Origin of the sequence: Bacillus sp. B28 (assembly GCF_029536185.1) — a bacterium.
GTDB classification, from domain to species: domain Bacteria; phylum Bacillota; class Bacilli; order Bacillales; family Bacillaceae; genus Bacillus; species Bacillus halotolerans.
Genome location: NZ_CP120511.1, coordinates 977,501 through 997,758 on the forward strand (window position 1 = coordinate 977,501; position 20,258 = coordinate 997,758).

Here is a 20,258-nt window from a genome sequence, read left to right on the forward strand (position 1 = left end):
GGCGGTAACACGGGTTCGAATCCCGTACGGGTCATTATATGATGGAGGATTAGCTCAGCTGGGAGAGCATCTGCCTTACAAGCAGAGGGTCGGCGGTTCGAGCCCGTCATCCTCCACCATTATCATCGCGGGGTGGAGCAGTTCGGTAGCTCGTCGGGCTCATAACCCGAAGGTCGCAGGTTCAAATCCTGCCCCCGCAACCAAAAAAATATCCTTTTAAATAGGAGCGCCTGAAGGGTGCAACCAATTAAAATCAAATGGTCCGGTAGTTCAGTTGGTTAGAATGCCTGCCTGTCACGCAGGAGGTCGCGGGTTCGAGTCCCGTCCGGACCGCCATTTAAATAATAAGGCTCGGTAGCTCAGTTGGTAGAGCAACGGACTGAAAATCCGTGTGTCGGCGGTTCGATTCCGTCCCGAGCCACCACCTATGCCGGTGTAGCTCAATTGGTAGAGCAACTGACTTGTAATCAGTAGGTTGGGGGTTCAAGTCCTCTTGCCGGCACTGTTTTTTCAAAACTTAATGTGGAGGGGTAGCGAAGTGGCTAAACGCGGCGGACTGTAAATCCGCTCCCTCAGGGTTCGGCAGTTCGAATCTGCCCCCCTCCACCATTTATAGGGGCATAGTTTAACGGTAGAACAGAGGTCTCCAAAACCTCCGGTGTGGGTTCGATTCCTACTGCCCCTGCCAAATTTATGACATCTTGAGATTATGGCGGTTGTGGCGAAGTGGTTAACGCACCAGATTGTGGCTCTGGCACTCGTGGGTTCGATTCCCATCAATCGCCCCATATTATCATTGGGCTATAGCCAAGCGGTAAGGCAACGGACTTTGACTCCGTCATGCGTTGGTTCGAATCCAGCTAGCCCAGTCTCACTTTTTTATATCAATTGAATATAATGTATTAAGTCCCTTAAGATGCGGAAGTAGTTCAGTGGTAGAACACCACCTTGCCAAGGTGGGGGTCGCGGGTTCGAATCCCGTCTTCCGCTCCAATTACGGCGGCATAGCCAAGTGGTAAGGCAGAGGTCTGCAAAACCTTTATCCCCGGTTCGAATCCGGGTGTCGCCTTTCTTTTGCCGGGGTGGTGGAATTGGCAGACACACAGGACTTAAAATCCTGCGGTAGGTGACTACCGTGCCGGTTCAAGTCCGGCCCTCGGCACCAATTTTACTTACTTGATAAGTTAAATTGGTGTTTGTGCTTGAAAATATAATGAAGCTAATCATATCAATGATCTACTTATGTAGATCATTTTTTTATTGTATGAAAGTGTCGATGTAAGCATTGGGCTGTATTTCATAAAAAGTCGCTTTAGCCCTTTATTATTATATTTCCCAAAAAACTTTTTGAAATACATTGACACTTTATCATATCCATGATATATTTATATTCGTCGGTTAGATACGACGTAAAACTTGCCGGTGTGGCGGAATTGGCAGACGCGCACGACTCAAAATCGTGTTCCTTCTGGAGTGTCGGTTCGACCCCGACCACCGGTATACAAAAGAACCCCGTTTCTTACTTATGTAAGAAACGGGGTTTTGTTTTTATTAAAAGAAGGAGCCTATATTAATAAGCATAGGCTCCTTTTTTTAATTTACTCAGCATATTGGTCGATGATCTCTTCTAAGACCTCTTCAAGTTGTTCGATATCTTCAAGCTCTGATTGTCTGAAACGGACACGTACGAGCTGCTCTCCGTCATTATACATCTCTTCCAGCCATCCACGCAGGCCTCTTGCCCGGCGATCGACTTCGAAAATAATTTCTAAACCGTCTTCCTCTAAAAGAAAAATAAGCTCTAATTCATCAAGCATCTGACGGTAATAGCCTGATGTTGGAACAAACTCAAATTCTTGAACGAAAGGCAGACGGCGCTGGAAGTAAGATGCCTGTTCACAGTCTGCTTCGTTAAGACGGAAGCCCAGGTTTTCGATTGCTTCCAGCACATTTTCAATCCAAGGGTGTGCCTCAACGAAAATGCGGTCATGGTCGGACTTATCGATACCGCCTTCGATATCAAGGTCTGTCACCACGGCGACTTCTACCTTCCCTACAGTAATCGGTGTATCAAGAGGCAGGATGAAGGAGAACGGAAATTGGTGTTCTTCTCCAGGCTGAATGGTGAATGAACCCGTTACCCGAAAAGAATGAATTGTTGCGTATTTCCGGTGTTCTTCATCGTCTTTTACAATGACATATCTTGTGTTGAGCTGTAAGTCAATATAACGGATATCCTGGGCGATTTTTCCGCCTTTTACATGTACAGTTCCGCGGACTTCTTCTCCTGGATAATACGCATCTTTCTCCAAAATGGTATCGACTTTTGCTGCGCCGATGCCGGCACTTGCTGCAAGTTTCTTAAAAAATGACATATTAGATCTTCCCCTTTTTCTTTTTCTCAACAGTTATACGTGGAAAGAAGGAAAAAAGGTTCGTTTATTTTGAAATAAATGAACCTTTTTTCCTATATTCGTTTATCTGAGGGACAGACTAAAAGTGATGCTTAAGTAAAGGAGGAGACGTGAATGAATAAAGAAACGATGGTCGCTGATGAATTACATAGAATGTTTTTAGCTGGTGAGCTGCAAATCACAGTCGAGGAGGACATTAACAATCTTTCAGAAAGACTGAGAAGCGGTGAACTTAGATTAGACAGTTTGACTGGGGAAGATGCGTTTATAAAAGAAACAGTAAACGAAGCGTTACGAAGAGTGGAGCAATAAAATAGAGAGACGGCTTCTCAAAATGAGAGACCGTCTTTTTTTATGGTTTAAGAAGCACTTTAATGGCTCCGTCTGTTTTCGTATCAAACACCTCATAACCGTGCTTTGCTTGATCTAACGGCAGAACATGTGTGATGATGTCGCCCGGATCTACTTTACCTGTAGCAATCAAATCATACAGGTACGGCATATAATGAATGACAGGGGCTTGCCCGGTTCTAACATTTACATTCCTTTGGAAGATGTCTCCGAATGGAAATGCATTGTATCTCATTCCGTACACACCTGTCACCTGAATTGTGCCGCATTTTCTGACAGCCTGTGCCGCCGTTACCAGCGCACCCATGGCTCCGCCGTGCATTTTTACACCGGTGGCGAGAAATTCAAGCGGGGACATTTTGCCGTCCATTCCGACGCAGTCGATGACAACATCTGCACCGCCCTGTGTGATTTCTTTCAAATATGAACCGGCGTTTTCATGATGCTCGAAATTAACGATTTCTACATTGTTTGTTTTTTTGGCGTGCTGAAGGCGATAGTCTACATAATCCACTGCAATGACTCTTTTGGCGCCTTTCATCCATGCGAATTTTTGCGCGAGCAGCCCGACAGGACCGCAGCCGAGAATAATGACGGTATTTCCCTCTTTTACTTCTGCGTTGTCTACGCTCCAATAGGCTGTCGACATAGCGTCTGAAAGCAATACTAATTTCTCATCTTCTACTTCACAGTCATCAGGCAGTTTAAAGGGAGTGAAGTTAGCATAGGGGACGCGCATGTATTCAGCCTGGCCTCCGGGATAGCCGCCTGCTGAGTCTGAATAGCCAAAATAAGCGCCGACTTCGCCGTTTGCATTTGAATTGTCACATTGGCTTTCAAGCTGGTTTTTGCAGAAAAAACATTCGCCGCAGCTGACGTTAAACGGTATGATGACACGATCGCCTTTTTTAACCTTGTGAACGTCGGGGCCTGTTTCTTCAACAATGCCCATTGGTTCATGGCCGATGATATAATCTTCAGGAAAATTGGGAACCATGCCGTGAATTAGGTGTAAATCAGATCCGCAGATTGCTGTGGTTGTCAGTTTGACAATGATATCATCAGGCTTTTTGATTTCTGGCGCTTTTACCTCTTTGACGCGGACGTCTTTAATGCCTTGATACGTAACAGCTTTCATTCATGATGTCTCCTTATTGTTTAGTGATCGGGCGTGGCGAATGTTCCGAGACGGTTCGTGTTATCAGGAAAAAGTTTTAGCCCGGCGATATCAACGGCTGTTTGTGCTGATTTCATATCGATTTGAAATTGTTTGTCCAAGTCAGAAGGGAAAAGCCAGCCTTTTTCCATCATGAGCTGTGATAGTTCTCCATGCAGGTAAATAGCAGCGTCTAATTGATTGCGCAATGCTGTTCTGAGTTCTGGGCTTGCGGTTTCCGTGATGGCGACAGCATAATTTTTGATACCGGTTTTTACGGAAATTAAGAAATCAAGGGCAAGTGCTGAATCAGCAAGGTCAGGCATGCCTTTTGCGTTTTTTGGGTCTAAGAAATCGTTCAATGATAGTCACCTCCTGTTATTGTCGGGGCCTTTTGATAGAGGCTCTGAAGCTCAGTTACGTCCCGTACAGACTGCTGTACATCCTTCTCCATAAGGGCTCTCAGTTCCTGATCGAACACCAGTCCCTGCATCATTTTTGATTTAAGTAAACATACGGTTTTGAAGTTGAGGATTTCGTGTAAATCAACTGTTTCGTGGTTTGCCAAACGGTCTTGTTCCATTTTTTCGGTCACCTCCTGATTCAAAGGTATTTTTACCTTGTATCATGCTTTTATGCGAAAGTGCTATAATGGGTAAAATATTTTCTTGGGGGAGTCGGATGATGAAACAGATTATTGCGATGGGCGGCGGAGGTTTTTCAATGGCACCAGATCATCTCGTTCTTGATCAATTTATCATTAATCAGTCAAAGCAGCCCTCACCTCGCATTTGTTTTTTGCCAACGGCAAGCGGGGATGCGGAGAACTATGTTCAGCGGTTTTACCATGCTTTTCAAAAGCTTGATTGTGACCCGTCTCATTTGTCTTTATTTAAGCCGCCGACAACAGATTTAGCCTCCTTTATTATGGAGAAAGATGTGATTTATGTCGGAGGGGAAATACAAGAAATTTGCTGGTGCTGTGGAAGGAGTGGGGACTGGATCACATATTGAAAAAAGCTTGGGAGAAGGGGATTATTTTAGCGGGATTAAGTGCAGGTGCGATCTGCTGGTTTGAAGAAGGTGTGACGGATTCTGCCGGACCGCTGACCGGTTTGAAAAGCTTGGGTTTTTTGCAAGGCAGTTTTTGTCCTCATTATGATGGAGAAAAGGATCGGAGACCTGCATATCATCACATGATATCAGCGAAAGCGTTGAGCAGCGGTTATGCGGCGGATGATGGAGCAGCTCTGCATTTTATTGATGATCAGTTTTTTCAGGCTGTAAGTTCAAGATCTGATGCAAATGCGTATCAGGTGGTGCTTCATGAAAATGAAATCTCTGAAATAGCATTGCCGATTACATATTTGTTTTGAATTTGCTGAATATTTTATACATTGCTCTTTTTTTCAGTTTGTTTTTATGATACGATAAGTGCGAAATTAATAGTTACTGGGGGTGCCCGCTGACGGGCTGAGAGAGAAGATATGCTTCTTAACCCTTTGGACCTGATCTGGTTCGTACCAGCGTGGGGAAGTAGAGGAATTGTTTTTATTATTGCTGAATATTGCAATAATATGTTTCTTTCTGACTGTAACCGGGTTCATTCAATTGAATCCGGTTTTTTGTGCTGGTTATGGGCTTGATTTTGTCCTTTCAAACAAAGAGAGGGGAAGGATAAGTGATGCAAAATCATTCAGTGCAGCAAGCCAACATTTCCATTATGTCGAGTTTTTCGGGGAGTAAAAAAGTATATGTAGAGGGGGCTTCGCCGGATATTCGAGTGCCGATGAGAGAAATCGAACTCAGTCCGACGACAGGATCATTCGGCGAAGAGGAAAACGCGCCGGTTCGTGTCTATGATACAAGCGGACCGTATACGGACCCCGATGTAAAAATTAATATACAAGAAGGTTTAAAACCGCTTCGGCACCAGTGGATCACTGGGCGCAGCGATGTTGAGGAATACGATGGACGTGCTGTGAAGCCAGAAGACAACGGCTATAAAAAGGCTAACCCTAATGTAAGCTATCCCGGGTTAAAACGGAAACCGCTGCGGGCGAAAACAGGCCAAAATGTCACTCAAATGCATTATGCGAAAAAGGGGATAATTACCCCTGAAATGGAGTTTATCGCTATTCGTGAGCATGTGACCCCCGAATTTGTCAGAGATGAAGTAGCCAGCGGCCGGGCGATTATTCCAGCAAATATTAATCATCCGGAAAGTGAACCAATGATTATCGGCCGAAATTTCCATGTGAAAATTAACGCGAATATCGGGAATTCAGCGGTTACATCTTCGATTGAAGAAGAAGTGGAAAAAATGACGTGGGCAATTCGCTGGGGAGCAGATACGATGATGGATCTTTCCACAGGGAAAGACATTCATACGACGCGTGAATGGATTATCCGAAATTGCCCGGTTCCTGTTGGCACCGTTCCGATCTATCAAGCGCTTGAAAAAGTAAACGGTGTAGCGGAGGATTTAACGTGGGAAATCTACCGTGACACGCTGATTGAGCAGGCTGAACAGGGTGTGGATTATTTTACGATTCACGCGGGTGTTTTGCTGCGATATGTGCCGCTAACTGCTAAACGGACAACGGGAATTGTGTCACGCGGAGGAGCGATTATGGCCCAGTGGTGTCTGGCTCATCATCAGGAAAGCTTTCTGTATACTCATTTTGAAGAAATCTGTGAAATTATGAAAACATATGATATTGCCTTTTCTCTTGGAGACGGGCTTCGCCCAGGGTCAATTGCCGATGCCAATGACGAAGCGCAGTTTGCTGAATTAGAGACTCTCGGAGAACTCACACAAATCGCCTGGAAGCATGATGTTCAGGTGATGATTGAGGGGCCGGGTCATGTGCCGATGCATAAAATCAAAGAGAACGTCGATAAACAAATGGAAATCTGTAAAGAAGCGCCTTTTTACACGCTAGGGCCGCTGACGACGGATATTGCACCGGGCTATGACCACATTACTTCTGCGATCGGAGCAGCGATGATCGGCTGGTATGGAACGGCCATGCTTTGTTATGTGACGCCGAAGGAGCATCTCGGGCTGCCAAACCGTGAAGATGTGCGGGAAGGGGTTATTACATACAAAATTGCGGCGCATGCGGCTGACCTTGCAAAAGGGCATCCGGGAGCGCAAATACGAGATGACGCTTTATCAAAAGCCCGCTTTGAATTCCGCTGGCGAGACCAATTTAACCTGTCGCTTGATCCGGAAAGAGCGCTCGAATATCATGATGAGACCCTGCCTGCTGAAGGGGCGAAAACGGCTCATTTCTGTTCGATGTGCGGGCCGAAATTTTGCAGCATGCGAATTTCTCAGGATATCCGTGATTATGCCAAAGACAAAGAGCTTAATGAGTGGGATGCCATTCAGGAGGGCATGAAAGAAAAAGCCGAGGAATTTGTGAATCAAGGCAGCAAACTTTATAAGTAACAGTATAGAAAGTCATTGACAGGCCGAATTGAATACGTTTAAATATAGCTAATATACATTTCCAACATTTGCTGATCGGATCACCGAAGGCTCTTATCTTTTGAGATAAGAGCCTTTTTTATTTTTAAAGGAGGGAGAAATGATGGGAACCAAAAAAGAGAAAGGGAGAAGACGCTTCAGAAAACGAAAAACATATGGCAATCAGATGCTGCCGCTGGCGCTTCTTATTGAAAAGAACAAGCGGGAGATAATGAATAGTGAGGAGTTAATGGAGAAAATTTATATGAAGATTGACGAGAAGCATACGGCAATCCATAAATCTATGTAAAAAACCCGCTGTTTATTCAGCGGGTTTTTTTCTATGCTATTAAACTTCTTTTTTAATCGGCAAACCTAAGCCCTCTGCCACGCGTCTTCCGTATTCAGGATCAGCTTTGTAAAAGTGCTCGATTTGGCGGAGTTTGATATCTTCTTTTTCTACCGGTTTCATTGCATTTACGATATTTTCTACAAGGCGGGTGCGTTCCTCTTCGCTCATTAAACGGTAGAGATCGCCGGCTTGTGTGTAGTGATCATTGTGATCGTAGCTTACGCTGTCAGCCATTCCTTGTACCGGATAAGCCGCTTGTTTATCCTCAGGTGACTCAGTCGGTCCGCCGAAGCTGTTTGGCTCGTAGTAGACGGAGCCGCCGCCGTTATTGTCAAAGCGCATTTGTCCGTCACGCTGATAGTTTCTTACTTCGTTGCGTGCGCGGTTGATCGGCAGGGCCTGGTGGTTTGCTCCGACACGGTAGCGATGCGCATCATGATACGCAAACAGACGCCCTTGAAGCATTTTATCCGGTGATACATCAATACCGGGGACCAGTGTTCCAGGTGAGAATGTTGCTTGTTCTACTTCGGCAAAGTAGTTTTCCGGATTTCTGTCAAGAACCATACGGCCGACTTCAATGAGCGGATAGTCTTTTTGAGACCATACTTTTGTGACATCAAACGGATCGAAGCGGTACGTATTTGCATCTTCTAAAGGCATGATTTGCACATATAATTTCCATGCAGGGAAATCGCCGTTTTCAATTGCATTGAACAGATCTTCAGTATGATAATCCGGGTTTTCACCGGCAATTTTTGCTGCTGTCTTCACATCAAGGTTCTTCACGCCTTGTTCTGTTTTAAAGTGATACTTGATCCATACGCCTTCGCCTTCGGCATTTGTCCATTTGAATGTATGGCTACCAAAACCGTGCATGTGGCGAAGTGTAGCAGGAATTCCGCGGTCAGACATCAGGATCGTCACTTGGTGTAGGGCTTCCGGTGAAAGTGACCAGAAATCCCATACAGCTGTAGGATTTTTCAAGTGTGTTTTTGGATCTCTTTTTTGTGTATGGATAAAATCAGGGAACTTAATCGCATCGCGGATGAAGAAGACCGGCGTATTGTTGCCGACGATGTCATAGTTTCCTTCTTCTGTATAAAACTTAACAGCAAATCCGCGCGGGTCGCGAACGGTGTCAGCAGAGCCAAGTTCACCGGCAACTGTTGAGAAACGGATGAACAAAGGTGTGCGTTTGCCGACTTCTGATAAGAAAGCAGCTTTTGTATATTTTGTTACATCGTTTGTCACTTCAAAATAACCGTGTGCGCCTGCACCTTTAGCGTGAACGACACGCTCAGGAACACGTTCTCTGTTAAAATGGGCCAATTTTTCGAGTAAGTGTACATCTTGGATTAAAGTTGGTCCGCGAGAACCGGCAGTCATTGAATTTTGATTATCTCCAACTGGAGCTCCCCAGCTAGTTGTCAGTTTATTTGAACTCATGTCATCACCTCTTGGAATTGATAAGAACATAATATCATCTCTAAGTAAAAAGTCAATATTATTTTATAATGATTATAAAATAATTATTTGTATAATACGATAAAAACTATTAAAAAAAGCAGAAAACCCTTGGCAGAACAGTTTAATAGAGATGATCGAGGGTTTATAGAAATAAGCGCTATTTGCGAATATGAAAAGTAAGTGATAAACTTTCATCCAAAAAATGCCGAATAAAAAGAGTTGACATATCGGAATAATTTGAATTAACATGATATTCAAACAAAAAAACAATTGGGCAGCTGATCGGACCGCCGAAGGCTCTCATCTCTACAAAAACAGAGATGGGGGCCTTTTTGTTTTTTTAGAAGGCGGGGTTGGCGGAAGGAGAGGGATAAAAGTGGCTGTGACCATCAACATCAAGGAAAAAGTATTTGCTCAAGAAGGCCGCCAAACTACGGTCTTGGAGAATATTCAATTATCAATTGCACCGGGTGAGTTTTTAACGATCATCGGACCGAGCGGATGCGGAAAAAGCACACTTTTAAAGATAATTGCAGGACTTGATTCTGATTTTAGCGGGAGTGTCGAAATTAACGGACGCCATGTGACTGCACCAGGTATTCAGCAAGGATTTATTTTTCAGGAACACCGTCTTTTTCCTTGGCTGACGGTTGAGCAGAATATTGCCGCCGATTTGAATTTGAAAGATCCTGAAGTCAAACAGAAGGTAGATGAGCTGATCGAGATTGTCAGATTAAAAGGATCGGAGAAAGCATATCCGCGTGAGCTGTCGGGCGGTATGTCTCAAAGAGTGGCCATCGCACGTGCTCTTCTGCGGGAGCCGGAGGTGCTGCTTTTGGATGAACCGTTCGGTGCGTTAGACGCGTTTACTCGAAAACACCTTCAAGACGTGCTGCTGGATATATGGCGGAGGAAAAAAACAACGATGATACTCGTCACTCATGATATAGATGAATCTGTTTATTTAGGGAATGAGATTGCGATCCTAAAAGCCAAACCGGGAAAAATTCATAAGCTGATGCCAATTCATCTGGCTTATCCCCGAAACAGGACGACGCCTGATTTCCAAGCGATCAGACAGAAAGTGCTGTCGGAATTCGAAAAAACAGAAGACTTTGAGTATGCAGAAGGATCAGGGATATAGAAAGGGCTGAAGCAGAGATGAAAAAAGGAATCATTGTATTGGCATCTATTTTTTTTCTGCTGGCAGGGTGCGGAGCAAATGGAGCCAGCGGTGATAAAAAACCATTGAAAGAAATTCGGATCGGGATACAGCAAAGCTTAAGCCCGCTTTTAATTGCCAAGGAAAAAGGCTGGTTTGAAGAGGCTTTCGAAAAAGAAGGCATCAAGGTGAAATGGGTGGAGTTTCAAAGCGGGCCGCCACAATTTGAAGGGCTTGCAGCAGATAAACTTGACTTTTCTCAAGTCGGCAATTCACCAGTGATCGCTGGACAGGCGGCAGGCATTGATTTTAAAGAAATCGGCTTGTCTCAGGACGGATTAAAGGCGAACGGCATACTTGTGAATCTAGACAGCGGGATTAAGGAGGTCAAAGATTTAAAAGGAAAGAAAATTGCTGTAGCGAAAGGCAGCAGCGGCTTTGACTTTTTGTATAAAGCGCTTGATCAATCAGGCTTGTCAGCTGATGACGTGACTGTTATTCAGCTGCAGCCTGATGAAGCGGCCTCTGCGTTTGAAAACGGTTCGGTTGACGCTTGGTCCATCTGGGAGCCGTACCTATCCTTAGAAACAATCAAACACGGAGCGAAACTTCTTGTGAATGGGGAAAGCACCGATTTATATTCACCAGGGTTTACATTAGTTAGAACAACATTTTCTAAGGAACATCCAGACGAAGTGGTCCGTTTTCTGCAGGTATTTAATCAGGCGGTTGTATGGCAAAAGGAACATCCGGGTGAAGCGGCTGACTTGTATGCAAAAATAAAAGATCTCGATAAAAAGGTCGTTGAAAATGTGCTGAAAAATACGGAGCCTCTGAATGAGGTTATTAGTGAAGACATTATAAAAGCGCAGCAGGAGACAGCGGATTTTCAATTTAAAACAAAAGCGATAGATAAGAAAATTGATGTGAGAGAAGTTGTTGATAATTCATTTATCAAAAAAGCGTTAAAGGAAAAAGTCTCTGGAGGTGATCCATCATGAAAGCAGAGGCTGCAGGTTCACTGCCGAAAGCAAATGCTGAAGCGATCCAAAGAAAGCCCCATAGAATCAAATACGGGTGGGCAAAGGGGCTTCTGCTGCCTGCTGTGATCATAGCCATCTGGCAGGTGATCGGCAGTCTTGGCATCGTGTCGGCGACAGTGCTCCCTACGCCTGTTGCGATCTTGCTGACGTTTAAAGAGCTCATTTTGACAGGCGAGCTCTTTGGCCATCTGCAAATCAGTATATATCGGGCAGCGCTTGGTTTTGTACTTGGTGCGGGGCTTGGACTTTTGATCGGAATTTTGGCCGGATTCTCTAAACGGACGGAGTTGTATCTTGACCCATCATTGCAAATGCTCAGAACTGTTCCGCATCTGGCTGTCACGCCGCTGTTTATTTTATGGTTCGGTTTTGATGAAATATCTAAAATTTTGCTGATTGCGCTCGGCGCTTTCTTCCCTGTGTATATCAATACATTTAACGGCATTCGCGGAGTTGACGCTAAGCTGTTCGAAGTTGCCCGGGTGCTTGAATTTAAATGGCACCAGCAGATGACAAAAGTGATTGTGCCGGCATCCCTGCCCAATATATTGCTCGGCATTCGCTTATCGCTGGGTATTGCATGGCTTGGGCTTGTTGTAGCGGAGCTGATGGGTTCAAGCTCTGGGGTCGGTTATATGATCATGGATGCCAGACAATTTTCACAAACAAATAAAGTGTTTGCGGGGATTATCATTTTTGCGGTGGTTGGAAAGCTGACGGATTCTTTTGTCAGGCTGCTTGAACGAAAGCTATTAAAGTGGAGAAACAGTTACGAGGGAAAATAGACGAAAAGGAGAGATTGATATGGACATTCTTTGGTTTATTCCGACGCATGGAGACGCAAGGTATTTAGGGTCGGAAAGCGATGGACGGACGGCGGATCATGAATACTTTAAACAAGTGGCGCAGGCCGCTGACAGGCTGGGGTATACAGGAGTTCTTCTGCCGACGGGAAGATCGTGCGAAGACCCTTGGCTCACAGCCTCGGCGTTAGCCGGGGAAACAAAAGACTTAAAGTTTTTAGTCGCGGTACGGCCTGGGTTAATGCAGCCTTCTCTTGCAGCCAGAATGACCTCTACCTTAGATCACATTTCAGATGGACGGCTGCTGATTAATGTTGTGGCAGGGGGCGATCCGTACGAGCTAGCCGGGGACGGACTGTTTATCAGTCATGATGAGCGCTATGAAGCAACGGTCGAATTTTTAACTGTTTGGCGGGGGCTTTTGCGCGGAGAAACGGTCACCTATGAAGGAAAACATATAAAAGTGGAAAACAGCAATCTGCTATTCCCGCCGCGGCAAGCACCGCACCCGCCTATCTATTTCGGCGGGTCCTCACAGGCTGGAATTGAAGTCGCGGCAAAGCATACAGATGTGTATTTAACGTGGGGTGAGCCGCCTGAACAGGTAAAAGAAAAGATTGAGAGAGTCAAAAAGCAAGCGGAAAAAGAGGGAAGAACAGTGCGGTTCGGCATTAGGCTGCATGTGATCGCCCGTGAAACAGAACATGAGGCGTGGGAAGCGGCTGAGCGTTTAATCAGCCATTTGGATGATGACACGATTGCCAAAGCACAGAACGCTTTGCGCCGTGCTGATTCTTCGGGTCAAAAGCGGATGGCGGAGCTTCATCGAGGCGATCGGACAAAGCTTGAAATCAGCCCGAATCTGTGGGCGGGTATCGGCCTGGTCAGAGGAGGGGCAGGCACGGCTCTTGTCGGAGATCCGCAGACCATTGCCGACCGCATAGCGGAGTACCAGGCCCTCGGCATTGAATCATTTATTTTTTCCGGCTATCCTCATTTAGAAGAAGCGTACTATTTTGCAGAGCTCGTCTTCCCGCTTTTGCCGTTCGAAAATGAGCGGACAAGGAAACTTCAGAAAAAAAGAGGAGAAGCCGTAGGTAACACTTATTTTGTCAAAGAGAATCATGCATCAGTTTGAGTGAAAACACAGTCTCCGAACATGGTATGATAATCAAAAAAGGGGGCTGTTTTTCCTGAGAATACTTATAAGTGCCGTTACTCTGTTGGTCATGCTGTCCGCATGCGGAAATACGAAGCACATGGAAATCAAAGAGGCAGATGTTTCAGATATTGAAAAAAACAGAATGAAGATTGCGGCTCCGTATTCATTCGCTGCTGAAGTGACTAATATCAACGAAAGCATTTCTGAGGCTGACATGTACATTGAACATTACCAAAACGGAAAGCTTGTTGAAACGATAGGTCCGGTAACTGCTGATTTTACGGAAGAAAATCCCGCTACATTACAATTTGTTTATTTTGAGAATGAGGAAGATCAGAAAAAAATGAGCACCGTTCACTTTGGCATTGTTGATGAACAAGGGAGCAGCACGGCTGCTTCAACGTTTCAGCGTGACGTCAGCGCTGCACAGGAAATGACTCAAAATTTATCATCAGCGGAGCCAATTTCTTTCGGGAAACCGGTATTGATCGGCAGCAGCATAAAGGATTCTAACGGTACAATGAAAACCTCTGAATACAAAAATGAACTGATTAAACATAAAGATGCTCTGCTTTATTATGTTGAATTGCATAAATAGAATGGACGGCTTCGGCCGTCTGTTTTACCGAGCGGTGTGCTTGCATTTTAGAATACATCATGATACATTTTAAATCGTAAATATTACGATTTAAAGGAGGCTTTTTCTTGGCTAAGAAATCAAAAGTGGCAAAAGAATTAAAACGCCAGAAGCTTGTTGAACAATATGTTGCTATTAGACAAGAGTTAAAGGCAAAAGGAGATTACGAAGCACTCAGCAAGCTGCCGAGAGATTCAGCACCGGGAAGACTCCATAACCGCTGTATGGTAACGGGCCGCCCGAGAGGATATATGAGAAAATTTAAAATGTCCAGAATTACATTTAGGGAGCTGGCGCATAAAGGCCAAATTCCGGGCGTAAAAAAAGCAAGCTGGTAAGAAAAAACTCCGGACGATTACACCGCGCCGGAGTTTTTTTCATTTTTTTTGAAGGAAATGACGTAGGATATGTGCTGGATAATCATGATGATAAACACGATAATAATAGGGAAAAAGGGAATGTGTGACTGAAACAGCGGGTAAAAAATGAGCAGGACAGCGGCGGCAGGCAGTGAAAAGTAGACGGCGATATATGACGCACGGCAGGCTTTTGCCGTCATCATCTGCTCTCTTTCATCCTGTTCCTCAAATTCATCTGGCAGCAGGAGATTTTTTGACGCAGGTCGGCTTTTCTTTTGTAAATAGATATAAACTGCAGCTGCCGCAATAAAAAGAATAAACGGGGTAATGTTTATATCAAACATCATCTGGCCGTTCCTTGTGCTGAAAAAGGCTCCAATGCCTTCCGAAGCTTCAAAGTATGAAATCAGTGTCCAGCATGCAAGGCCGAACAAAACGAGGTGAAATGCTGCTTTTGTTTTCATGCCCATATTAGTCTTCCTCCTCTAGCCAAAAGACATCCTCCATTTTCATGGAGAAGGCTTTGCAGATTTTTAATGCTAATAACAGTGAGGGAACATAGTCTCCTTTTTCAATTGCTGCGACCGTTTGTCTCGTGACGCCGACCGTTTCTCCGAGTTTTTCCTGAGAATAGCTGAAGCGCGCTCTGAGCTCTTTCACTTTATTTTTCATCATGACGTCTGCCACCTTCACATTCTCACTTTCTTCTATTGTATAGTTTATTTAACATTATGTAAATGGAACTTAACAACATTGCGAAAATAAAAATTTCTTTCGACAAATTTTTTATATTCTCTTGACGAAAAATTAATAAACGTGTAACATAATAAAAGTCAAAGCGGTGCTGACACCGACAATAACAAATGCGGGTGTAGTTTAGTGGTAAAACCTCAGCCTTCCAAGCTGATGTCGTGAGTTCGATTCTCATCACCCGCTCCATACATACGTTATTAACGCAGTGTTTCGTTTCTCAGATAAACGAAGTATTGCGTTTTTTTATGTGAAAAAGAACACGAATCTCGTGTTCTTTTACGTAAGCCAATGTACTGTATGGCCGCCGCCGTGAATTTGTTCAAACATTTTCGTTAATGATGTTAATAGGTTAACGGCGTTTTCTTTTTTAATTGATGGCGGGAAAAAGATGATTTGCAGCATGCTTTTTGTATCTGCTGTGACGGGTTTTTGATTGGCTTTGTTTTTGAAATCGCCGAATACCCCGTCTTCATCAGAATAAATCAGTATGTTATCTTTTTCTCCTGCTGAAATCCGGACTGGCTCCCGAAGCTTGCCGGCATCATAGATCATAATGGGGAGAGAATATTTTAACGCGAAAAAATGTATGGTATCATGGGCTGAATCCTCGCTTTCCATGAATTGTTCTTTGGATATCGGGATCAGCATTTGCTCCATCGGCGTTTTTTCTCCCTCGAATGAAGGGTCAAGCTGCTTAAAGATTGTCTGCCATTCTTTGACGAAAGGCTGGCTGGAAATACCGCCGTCCGCATAGTCAAAAAACAGGGACTCTTGAAATAAACGAAGTCTGCCTTTCAGCATTTGCGGAGAGGATCCGACTTCAATATTTTCATATATCACAGCGGCTGCATTTATTCCTGCCGCACGTTCAGTAATAACAGGATCGAGTTTGATATTCACATGCATTCACTCCAATTACGGGATATCAACCTATTATACAACGGCTTATTGTTTTATCACAAAGAAAGGAGGCTGTGCAAAACATGAACGTTTATCAGCTGAAAGACGAATTAATTGAATACGCAAAAAGCATTGGCGTAGACAAGATCGGTTTTACGACCGCTGATACATTTGCCAGTTTAAAAGACCGTTTGATTCTTCAGGAGTCACTCGGATATCTTTCCGGTTTTGAAGAGCCTGATATTGAAAAAAGAGTGACGCCGACGCTGCTTTTGCCGAAAGCGAAATCAATCGTGGCCATTGCACTTGCTTATCCTTCGAGAATGAAGGATGCGCCAAGAAGCACGCGAACTGAGCGCAGAGGCATTTTTTGCAGAGCCTCCTGGGGAAAGGACTATCATGACGTCCTGCGGGAAAAGCTCGATCTTCTGGAGGATTTTCTGAGAAGAAAGCATGAGGATGTCAGGACAAAATCAATGGTCGATACGGGTGAATTGTCTGATCGGGCAGTGGCGGAACGGGCCGGAATTGGGTTCAGCGCCAAAAACTGTATGATTACAACGCCAGAGTACGGGTCTTATGTGTATTTGGCGGAAATGATTACAAATATACCTTTCGAGCCGGATGTGCCGATTGAGGATATGTGCGGATCATGCACCAAATGTTTAGACGCCTGTCCGACGGGAGCGCTTGTGAACTCTGGGCAGCTCAACGCTCAGCGCTGTATATCTTTTCTGACCCAGACAAAAGGATTTTTGCCGGATGAATTCCGCACGAAAATCGGAAACCGCCTGTATGGATGCGATACGTGCCAAACGGTATGTCCAATCAATAAAGGGAAGGATTTTCATCTGCATCCTGAAATGGAACCGGACCCCGAAATTGCAAAACCGTTATTGAAGCCGCTTTTAACCATCAGCAACCGTGAATTTAAAGAGAAATTCGGACATGTTTCAGGCTCCTGGCGCGGAAAAAAACCGATTCAGCGGAATGCGATTTTGGCGCTTGCCCACTTTAAAGACACCTCCGCACTGCCTGAACTGACGGAGCTTATGCATAAAGATCCGCGCCCGGTAATCAGGGGAACGGCTGCCTGGGCTATCGGGAAAATCGGAGACAACACATACGCGGAGGAGCTTGAAAAAGCACTGGAAAAAGAAAATGATGAAGAGGCAAAGCAGGAAATTGAAAAAGGAATTGAATTGCTAAAAGCCGGCATGACTAAATAAGTCTTGTCCTGACATACGTATAGAGCAGAAGGAAAAAACACTTGAGATGCAGCCAAGTGTTTTTTCTCTATAAAAAAGTATGTCGGGTGGGGTGAGCTTGAAGCACATATTAGAACAACTAGCGGAGGAGCGTCTCAGCTATCTGGTCAACGGGCATGATCTGAGACAGGAGCCTCAAGTCGGAGACCTGGAAGTCATGGAACGAAAGAAAAAGCTTCTGGAAAAACGTAAGATTGAGATGATAAAGGCGAAAGCAAAAGCTGTCATTGACTATGTGCAGGTTGAGGATGACGGAACCGCCTGCATCAGGTATATCATACACTTCGAATATCTATACAAGGAGCAGGATGACAGTCTGTATATGGAAGAGCAGATAGAAGAAAGAGTCGCTTTTGTTTATGATCAAATTCTGATTAAGGATCAGGAAGTGATAAAAAAACCGGCGGGATTTAGTGAAGGCCAAAGCATTATTGACTATTCACAGGAAGAAAGGGAAGCGTTTGGCCGAGCTTTTCAATATGACCGGCTCGGAGCGGTACAATATGCCGAAAAATATTGGAACAAGCGTAATCCGGCTTATAAAAATTTCAGCGATAATTGTACGAATTTTATTTCTCAGTGTCTTCATGCAGGAGGAGCGCCAATGCGCGGCCACCCGAACAGAGGATCTGGCTGGTGGATGAAACAAAGCTCTTGGAGCTATAGCTGGACGGTGGCGCACTCGATGAAAATGTATTTGACGAATTCCAAGGCCGGCCTTCGGGCGGTTCGGGTGAAATCAGCAGAAGAGCTGGTGCCGGGTGATGTGATTTGCTATGATTTTGAGGGAGACGGCCGGTTTAATCACACAACGATTGTGGTGGCGAAGGACAAAGGCAATATGCCGCTTGTCAACGCCCAGTCCTATGACAGCCGGATGAGGTATTGGTCATACGAGGATTCAACTGCATACACACCGTCTATCCGATATGCCTTTTTTCATATCGTTGATGATACGACAAAAGAGTAATTAATGATATAATGATGGGCGGATAAGAAAAATAGAGGTGAACACAGTGGCATTACATGTCGTTTTATATCAACCAGAAATTCCTGCTAATACAGGGAATATCGCACGTACTTGCGCAGCAACAGATACAACGCTCCACCTGATTCGTCCGCTCGGCTTTTCAACAGATGATAAAATGCTGAAGCGCGCCGGACTTGATTATTGGGAGTTTGTAAACGTAGTGTATCATGACTCGTTAGAAGAATTGTTTGAGGCATATAAAAAAGGGCAGTTTTTCTTTATCACGAAATTCGGCCAAAAGCCGCACACATCTTTTGACTACACGGATATTGACGAGGATTATTTCTTTGTGTTCGGAAGAGAAACAAGCGGCTTGCCAAAGGAATTAATTCAAAATAATATGGACCGATGCCTGCGTCTTCCGATGACAGAGCATGTCAGATCGCTAAATCTGTCCAATACCGCAGCAATTCTTGTGTATGAGGCGCTGCGTCAGCAAAATTACCGAGATTTAAAATAGTGAAAAACCCGCTCATGTGTATGGGCGGGTTTTTTGTGTTATGGAACTTTATTCTGGGCTTAACAACGTAACAGTGTTATGTTACAATGTATCCATCAAAGGAGCTGGACTTATGGAAGATCAATTAATCTCTAAAAAAGAATTGCTTGAAGAAACATCCATCTCATACGGTCAGCTGTATCGATGGAAACGAAAAAATTTAATTCCTGAGGAATGGTTTATACGTAAATCCACATTTACAGGGCAAGAGACGTTTTTTCCTAGAGAGGATATTTTAAAGCGCATTTCAATCATTCAAAAGATGAAAGAAAATTTGTCTTTGGATGAGATGCGGGAGATGCTGTCACCGAAAATGAAGGATGTGAGCATGACAGCTGATGAATTGCTGACGAAAGGTTTGATATCAAAGCCGGCTCTCCATGTCTTTTCAGAAGGCGGAGCAGACACGATGTTTTCTTCTCGGGATCTGTTGTCGCTGTATGTGCTTGAAGGGCTTTTACAATCCGGAAATGTCAGCTTGGAAGAAGCGAAAATGGCTGCTGAGGTATTGAGGAAGTATGATACAGCGGAGATCAAGAAGCAGACGGAACTGATCATTTTACGCAAGCTGGGTGTAACGACTTGTTTTATAGCGGCTGCCGCAGACAGCATCCTTTTTGAGTCGTCCGTCAAGATTGTCGAAAGAGTGGATTTAGCAAATGCTTCAGAGGAACTAAAGACAAAATATATGCAGGAGGGCCATCAATGGAAATAATGGATAATCTGGTGATAAACGGTACAGGGAGTTCAAAGGGCGGAAAATTTCAATCAGTTGAGATTAATGGCAGCGGAACCGTGGCCGGAGACGTGGAGTGTGACTCTTTTTCATTTAACGGGACCGGTAAAGCGGATGGGAGCGTCAAGGCAAAAACAGTAACCATCAGCGGTTCAGGGAAAATTCATGGGGATGTTGAAGCAGAATCCATCCGCATGAATGGAACAGGCTTTATTCAAGGTGATACCGCCGCTAAACAATTGAAGGTTGCGGGATCGTCAACATTTGGCGGAACAGTCAAGGCTGATGACATTGTGATCACCGGAAAGGCGGTCATGGAAGCTGATTGTGAAACGGAAACATTTCAGACCGAAGGCAAATGCAAAGTCAGCGGCCTTTTAAATGCTGATCAGGTGAATATCAAGCTTTCTTCCGGAGAGAGTTATGTGCGGGAAATCGGCTGCCGCCATCTTCAAGTGACGGGCAGAAAAGGGATGCTGACATTGCTGAAGCTGATGCCGACCCCTGTGTTAACGGCTGAACTGATCGAGGGGGACGTGATTGAGCTGACAAATACGAACGCCAAGACTGTGCGGGGAAATACAGTGAAAATCGGTCCGAACTGCCGGATTGAGACCGTGGAATACAGCGGCGATTATACTTGTGATCCGAACGCTTCGGTAGGCACGTACACAAGAATGTAAGGAGG

22 protein-coding genes, 15 tRNA genes, 1 pseudogene and 1 riboswitch (1 of these 39 cut by a window edge) are annotated in these 20,258 nt (G+C 44.7%); of the genes and pseudogenes, 30 read left to right on the forward strand and 8 right to left on the reverse strand.

Annotated features, from left to right (window positions below; translation table 11 throughout):
• From P3L57_RS04680 to P3L57_RS04745, 14 genes are all read left to right on the forward strand, one after another.
• A tRNA-Glu gene (locus tag P3L57_RS04680) sits at positions 1–34 on the forward strand (it extends 38 nt beyond the left edge of the window).
• A gap of 9 nt (positions 35–43) precedes the next feature.
• A tRNA-Val gene (locus P3L57_RS04685) sits at positions 44–119 on the forward strand.
• A gap of 7 nt (positions 120–126) precedes the next feature.
• Positions 127–203: transfer RNA gene (locus P3L57_RS04690), tRNA-Met, on the forward strand.
• A 56-nt stretch (positions 204–259) separates the two neighbouring features.
• Positions 260–336 (forward strand) — tRNA-Asp (locus P3L57_RS04695).
• A 12-nt stretch (positions 337–348) separates the two neighbouring features.
• Positions 349–424 (forward strand) — tRNA-Phe (locus P3L57_RS04700).
• A 5-nt stretch (positions 425–429) separates the two neighbouring features.
• Positions 430–502: transfer RNA gene (locus P3L57_RS04705), tRNA-Thr, on the forward strand.
• Between the two features lie 22 nt (positions 503–524).
• A tRNA-Tyr gene (locus P3L57_RS04710) sits at positions 525–609 on the forward strand.
• A 5-nt stretch (positions 610–614) separates the two neighbouring features.
• Positions 615–688: transfer RNA gene (locus P3L57_RS04715), tRNA-Trp, on the forward strand.
• 24 nt (positions 689–712) lie between these two features.
• Positions 713–788, forward strand: a tRNA-His gene (locus P3L57_RS04720).
• A 9-nt stretch (positions 789–797) separates the two neighbouring features.
• Positions 798–869, forward strand: a tRNA-Gln gene (locus tag P3L57_RS04725).
• Between the two features lie 49 nt (positions 870–918).
• Positions 919–993, forward strand: a tRNA-Gly gene (locus P3L57_RS04730).
• Positions 994–998: 5 nt separating this feature from the next.
• Positions 999–1,069, forward strand: a tRNA-Cys gene (locus P3L57_RS04735).
• A gap of 7 nt (positions 1,070–1,076) precedes the next feature.
• Positions 1,077–1,165 (forward strand) — tRNA-Leu (locus P3L57_RS04740).
• Between the two features lie 253 nt (positions 1,166–1,418).
• A tRNA-Leu gene (locus P3L57_RS04745) sits at positions 1,419–1,500 on the forward strand.
• Between the two features lie 98 nt (positions 1,501–1,598).
• On the opposite strand, the gene spo0M is transcribed toward P3L57_RS04745, so the two are convergent.
• Positions 1,599–2,375: a sporulation control protein Spo0M gene (spo0M, locus tag P3L57_RS04750; protein WP_069486278.1), complete on the reverse strand. Its 777-nt coding sequence runs from the start codon at positions 2,373–2,375 to the stop codon at positions 1,599–1,601.
• Between the two features lie 153 nt (positions 2,376–2,528).
• Between spo0M and P3L57_RS04755 the strand changes: the two genes are divergently transcribed.
• A complete protein-coding gene (locus tag P3L57_RS04755) occupies positions 2,529–2,726 on the forward strand; it encodes a hypothetical protein (protein ID WP_010333477.1) in 198 nt (65 codons plus the stop codon).
• Positions 2,727–2,766: 40 nt separating this feature from the next.
• Here the strand turns inward: P3L57_RS04755 and P3L57_RS04760 are convergent, their stop codons facing one another.
• From P3L57_RS04760 to P3L57_RS04770, 3 genes are read right to left on the reverse strand one after another with little or no spacing between them, the layout of a single operon-like run.
• Complete coding sequence (locus P3L57_RS04760; RefSeq protein ID WP_069486279.1) at positions 2,767–3,903, reverse strand: zinc-dependent alcohol dehydrogenase; 1,137 nt, start codon at positions 3,901–3,903, stop codon at positions 2,767–2,769.
• Between the two features lie 20 nt (positions 3,904–3,923).
• A complete protein-coding gene (locus P3L57_RS04765; protein ID WP_010333479.1) occupies positions 3,924–4,283 on the reverse strand; it encodes a spore coat protein in 360 nt (119 codons plus the stop codon).
• Positions 4,280–4,504, reverse strand: coding sequence for a hypothetical protein (locus P3L57_RS04770; RefSeq protein WP_024120670.1), 225 nt, complete (start codon positions 4,502–4,504; stop codon positions 4,280–4,282). The genes P3L57_RS04765 and P3L57_RS04770 overlap by 4 nt, the downstream gene beginning before the upstream one ends.
• A gap of 101 nt (positions 4,505–4,605) precedes the next feature.
• Between P3L57_RS04770 and P3L57_RS04775 the strand changes: the two are divergent.
• The 3 genes and pseudogenes from P3L57_RS04775 (at position 4,606) to P3L57_RS04785 (ending at position 7,706) form a co-directional block, all read left to right on the forward strand.
• A pseudogene (locus P3L57_RS04775) lies at positions 4,606–5,297 on the forward strand (Type 1 glutamine amidotransferase-like domain-containing protein).
• Positions 5,298–5,365: 68 nt separating this feature from the next.
• Positions 5,366–5,473, forward strand: a riboswitch (TPP riboswitch).
• Positions 5,474–5,605: 132 nt separating this feature from the next.
• A complete protein-coding gene (gene thiC, locus P3L57_RS04780; protein ID WP_069486280.1) occupies positions 5,606–7,378 on the forward strand; it encodes a phosphomethylpyrimidine synthase ThiC in 1,773 nt (590 codons plus the stop codon).
• Between the two features lie 142 nt (positions 7,379–7,520).
• Positions 7,521–7,706, forward strand: a complete 186-nt coding sequence (locus P3L57_RS04785; RefSeq protein ID WP_044156673.1) for an FbpB family small basic protein — start codon at positions 7,521–7,523, stop codon at positions 7,704–7,706.
• A gap of 39 nt (positions 7,707–7,745) precedes the next feature.
• On the opposite strand, the gene katA is transcribed toward P3L57_RS04785, so the two are convergent.
• Positions 7,746–9,197, reverse strand: coding sequence for a catalase KatA (gene katA / locus P3L57_RS04790; RefSeq protein ID WP_069486281.1), 1,452 nt, complete (start codon positions 9,195–9,197; stop codon positions 7,746–7,748).
• A gap of 397 nt (positions 9,198–9,594) precedes the next feature.
• On the opposite strand from katA, the gene P3L57_RS04795 reads away from it, so the two are divergent.
• The 6 genes from P3L57_RS04795 to rpsN all read left to right on the forward strand — a co-directional run bounded on the left by P3L57_RS04795 (position 9,595) and on the right by rpsN (position 14,363).
• Positions 9,595–10,362 (forward strand): ABC transporter ATP-binding protein, encoded by a 768-nt coding sequence (locus P3L57_RS04795; protein WP_069486620.1) that lies wholly within the window; start codon positions 9,595–9,597, stop codon positions 10,360–10,362.
• Positions 10,363–10,379: 17 nt separating this feature from the next.
• Entirely contained in the window at positions 10,380–11,381 is a 1,002-nt protein-coding gene (locus tag P3L57_RS04800; protein WP_069486282.1) for an aliphatic sulfonate ABC transporter substrate-binding protein, read from the forward strand.
• Complete coding sequence (locus P3L57_RS04805; RefSeq protein WP_081638258.1) at positions 11,375–12,208, forward strand: ABC transporter permease; 834 nt, start codon at positions 11,375–11,377, stop codon at positions 12,206–12,208. Before P3L57_RS04800 ends, P3L57_RS04805 begins: the two co-directional genes overlap by 7 nt.
• Positions 12,209–12,227: 19 nt before the next feature.
• Positions 12,228–13,364, forward strand: a complete 1,137-nt coding sequence (ssuD, locus tag P3L57_RS04810; RefSeq protein WP_069486283.1) for an FMNH2-dependent alkanesulfonate monooxygenase — start codon at positions 12,228–12,230, stop codon at positions 13,362–13,364.
• Between the two features lie 91 nt (positions 13,365–13,455).
• On the forward strand, positions 13,456–13,986 hold the full coding sequence (locus P3L57_RS04815) for a hypothetical protein (protein ID WP_069486621.1): 531 nt from the start codon (positions 13,456–13,458) through the stop codon (positions 13,984–13,986).
• A 107-nt stretch (positions 13,987–14,093) separates the two neighbouring features.
• Positions 14,094–14,363, forward strand: a complete 270-nt coding sequence (gene rpsN, locus P3L57_RS04820) for a 30S ribosomal protein S14 (RefSeq protein ID WP_069486284.1) — start codon at positions 14,094–14,096, stop codon at positions 14,361–14,363.
• A gap of 17 nt (positions 14,364–14,380) precedes the next feature.
• Here the strand turns inward: rpsN and P3L57_RS04825 are convergent, their stop codons facing one another.
• Together P3L57_RS04825 and P3L57_RS04830 are read right to left on the reverse strand one after the other, a co-directional pair.
• Complete coding sequence (locus tag P3L57_RS04825; RefSeq protein WP_059352588.1) at positions 14,381–14,854, reverse strand: hypothetical protein; 474 nt, start codon at positions 14,852–14,854, stop codon at positions 14,381–14,383.
• A 1-nt stretch (position 14,855) separates the two neighbouring features.
• Positions 14,856–15,056 carry a helix-turn-helix transcriptional regulator gene (locus P3L57_RS04830; RefSeq protein ID WP_010333491.1) on the reverse strand — a complete coding sequence of 67 codons (201 nt, stop codon included), beginning with the start codon at positions 15,054–15,056 and terminating at the stop codon, positions 14,856–14,858.
• Positions 15,057–15,249: 193 nt separating this feature from the next.
• On the opposite strand from P3L57_RS04830, the gene P3L57_RS04835 reads away from it, so the two are divergent.
• Positions 15,250–15,323: transfer RNA gene (locus tag P3L57_RS04835), tRNA-Gly, on the forward strand.
• 90 nt (positions 15,324–15,413) lie between these two features.
• Here P3L57_RS04835 and P3L57_RS04840 read toward each other — a convergent pair.
• Complete coding sequence (locus tag P3L57_RS04840; protein ID WP_083244439.1) at positions 15,414–16,037, reverse strand: hypothetical protein; 624 nt, start codon at positions 16,035–16,037, stop codon at positions 15,414–15,416.
• Between the two features lie 83 nt (positions 16,038–16,120).
• Here P3L57_RS04840 and queG point away from each other — a divergent pair, with 83 nt between their 5' ends.
• The 5 genes from queG (at position 16,121) to P3L57_RS04865 (ending at position 20,253) form a co-directional block, all read left to right on the forward strand.
• Positions 16,121–17,266 (forward strand): tRNA epoxyqueuosine(34) reductase QueG, encoded by a 1,146-nt coding sequence (queG, locus tag P3L57_RS04845; protein WP_069486286.1) that lies wholly within the window; start codon positions 16,121–16,123, stop codon positions 17,264–17,266.
• A 79-nt stretch (positions 17,267–17,345) separates the two neighbouring features.
• Positions 17,346–18,275 carry an amidase domain-containing protein gene (locus P3L57_RS04850; protein ID WP_081638259.1) on the forward strand — a complete coding sequence of 310 codons (930 nt, stop codon included), beginning with the start codon at positions 17,346–17,348 and terminating at the stop codon, positions 18,273–18,275.
• A gap of 37 nt (positions 18,276–18,312) precedes the next feature.
• On the forward strand, positions 18,313–18,795 hold the full coding sequence (gene trmL, locus P3L57_RS04855) for a tRNA (uridine(34)/cytosine(34)/5-carboxymethylaminomethyluridine(34)-2'-O)-methyltransferase TrmL (RefSeq protein WP_081638260.1): 483 nt from the start codon (positions 18,313–18,315) through the stop codon (positions 18,793–18,795).
• A gap of 112 nt (positions 18,796–18,907) precedes the next feature.
• Positions 18,908–19,549 (forward strand): YhbD family protein, encoded by a 642-nt coding sequence (locus P3L57_RS04860; protein WP_069486287.1) that lies wholly within the window; start codon positions 18,908–18,910, stop codon positions 19,547–19,549.
• Positions 19,540–20,253 carry a bactofilin family protein gene (locus P3L57_RS04865; RefSeq protein ID WP_059352592.1) on the forward strand — a complete coding sequence of 238 codons (714 nt, stop codon included), beginning with the start codon at positions 19,540–19,542 and terminating at the stop codon, positions 20,251–20,253. The genes P3L57_RS04860 and P3L57_RS04865 overlap by 10 nt, the downstream gene beginning before the upstream one ends.
• Positions 20,254–20,258 lie beyond the last annotated feature (5 nt).

Coding starts and splice junctions, on each gene's coding strand:
- spo0M (WP_069486278.1), bottom strand. CDS start 2,375: ATGTCATTTTTTAAGAAACTTGCAGCAAGTGCCGGCATCGGCGCAGCA.
- P3L57_RS04755 (WP_010333477.1), top strand. CDS start 2,529: ATGAATAAAGAAACGATGGTCGCTGATGAATTACATAGAATGTTTTTA.
- P3L57_RS04760 (WP_069486279.1), bottom strand. CDS start 3,903: ATGAAAGCTGTTACGTATCAAGGCATTAAAGACGTCCGCGTCAAAGAG.
- P3L57_RS04770 (WP_024120670.1), bottom strand. CDS start 4,504: ATGGAACAAGACCGTTTGGCAAACCACGAAACAGTTGATTTACACGAA.
- thiC (WP_069486280.1), top strand. CDS start 5,606: ATGCAAAATCATTCAGTGCAGCAAGCCAACATTTCCATTATGTCGAGT.
- P3L57_RS04785 (WP_044156673.1), top strand. CDS start 7,521: ATGGGAACCAAAAAAGAGAAAGGGAGAAGACGCTTCAGAAAACGAAAA.
- katA (WP_069486281.1), bottom strand. CDS start 9,197: ATGAGTTCAAATAAACTGACAACTAGCTGGGGAGCTCCAGTTGGAGAT.
- P3L57_RS04800 (WP_069486282.1), top strand. CDS start 10,380: ATGAAAAAAGGAATCATTGTATTGGCATCTATTTTTTTTCTGCTGGCA.
- ssuD (WP_069486283.1), top strand. CDS start 12,228: ATGGACATTCTTTGGTTTATTCCGACGCATGGAGACGCAAGGTATTTA.
- P3L57_RS04815 (WP_069486621.1), top strand. CDS start 13,456: ATGCTGTCCGCATGCGGAAATACGAAGCACATGGAAATCAAAGAGGCA.
- P3L57_RS04825 (WP_059352588.1), bottom strand. CDS start 14,854: ATGGGCATGAAAACAAAAGCAGCATTTCACCTCGTTTTGTTCGGCCTT.
- P3L57_RS04830 (WP_010333491.1), bottom strand. CDS start 15,056: ATGAAAAATAAAGTGAAAGAGCTCAGAGCGCGCTTCAGCTATTCTCAG.
- queG (WP_069486286.1), top strand. CDS start 16,121: ATGAACGTTTATCAGCTGAAAGACGAATTAATTGAATACGCAAAAAGC.
- P3L57_RS04850 (WP_081638259.1), top strand. CDS start 17,346: ATGTCGGGTGGGGTGAGCTTGAAGCACATATTAGAACAACTAGCGGAG.
- P3L57_RS04860 (WP_069486287.1), top strand. CDS start 18,908: ATGGAAGATCAATTAATCTCTAAAAAAGAATTGCTTGAAGAAACATCC.
- P3L57_RS04865 (WP_059352592.1), top strand. CDS start 19,540: ATGGAAATAATGGATAATCTGGTGATAAACGGTACAGGGAGTTCAAAG.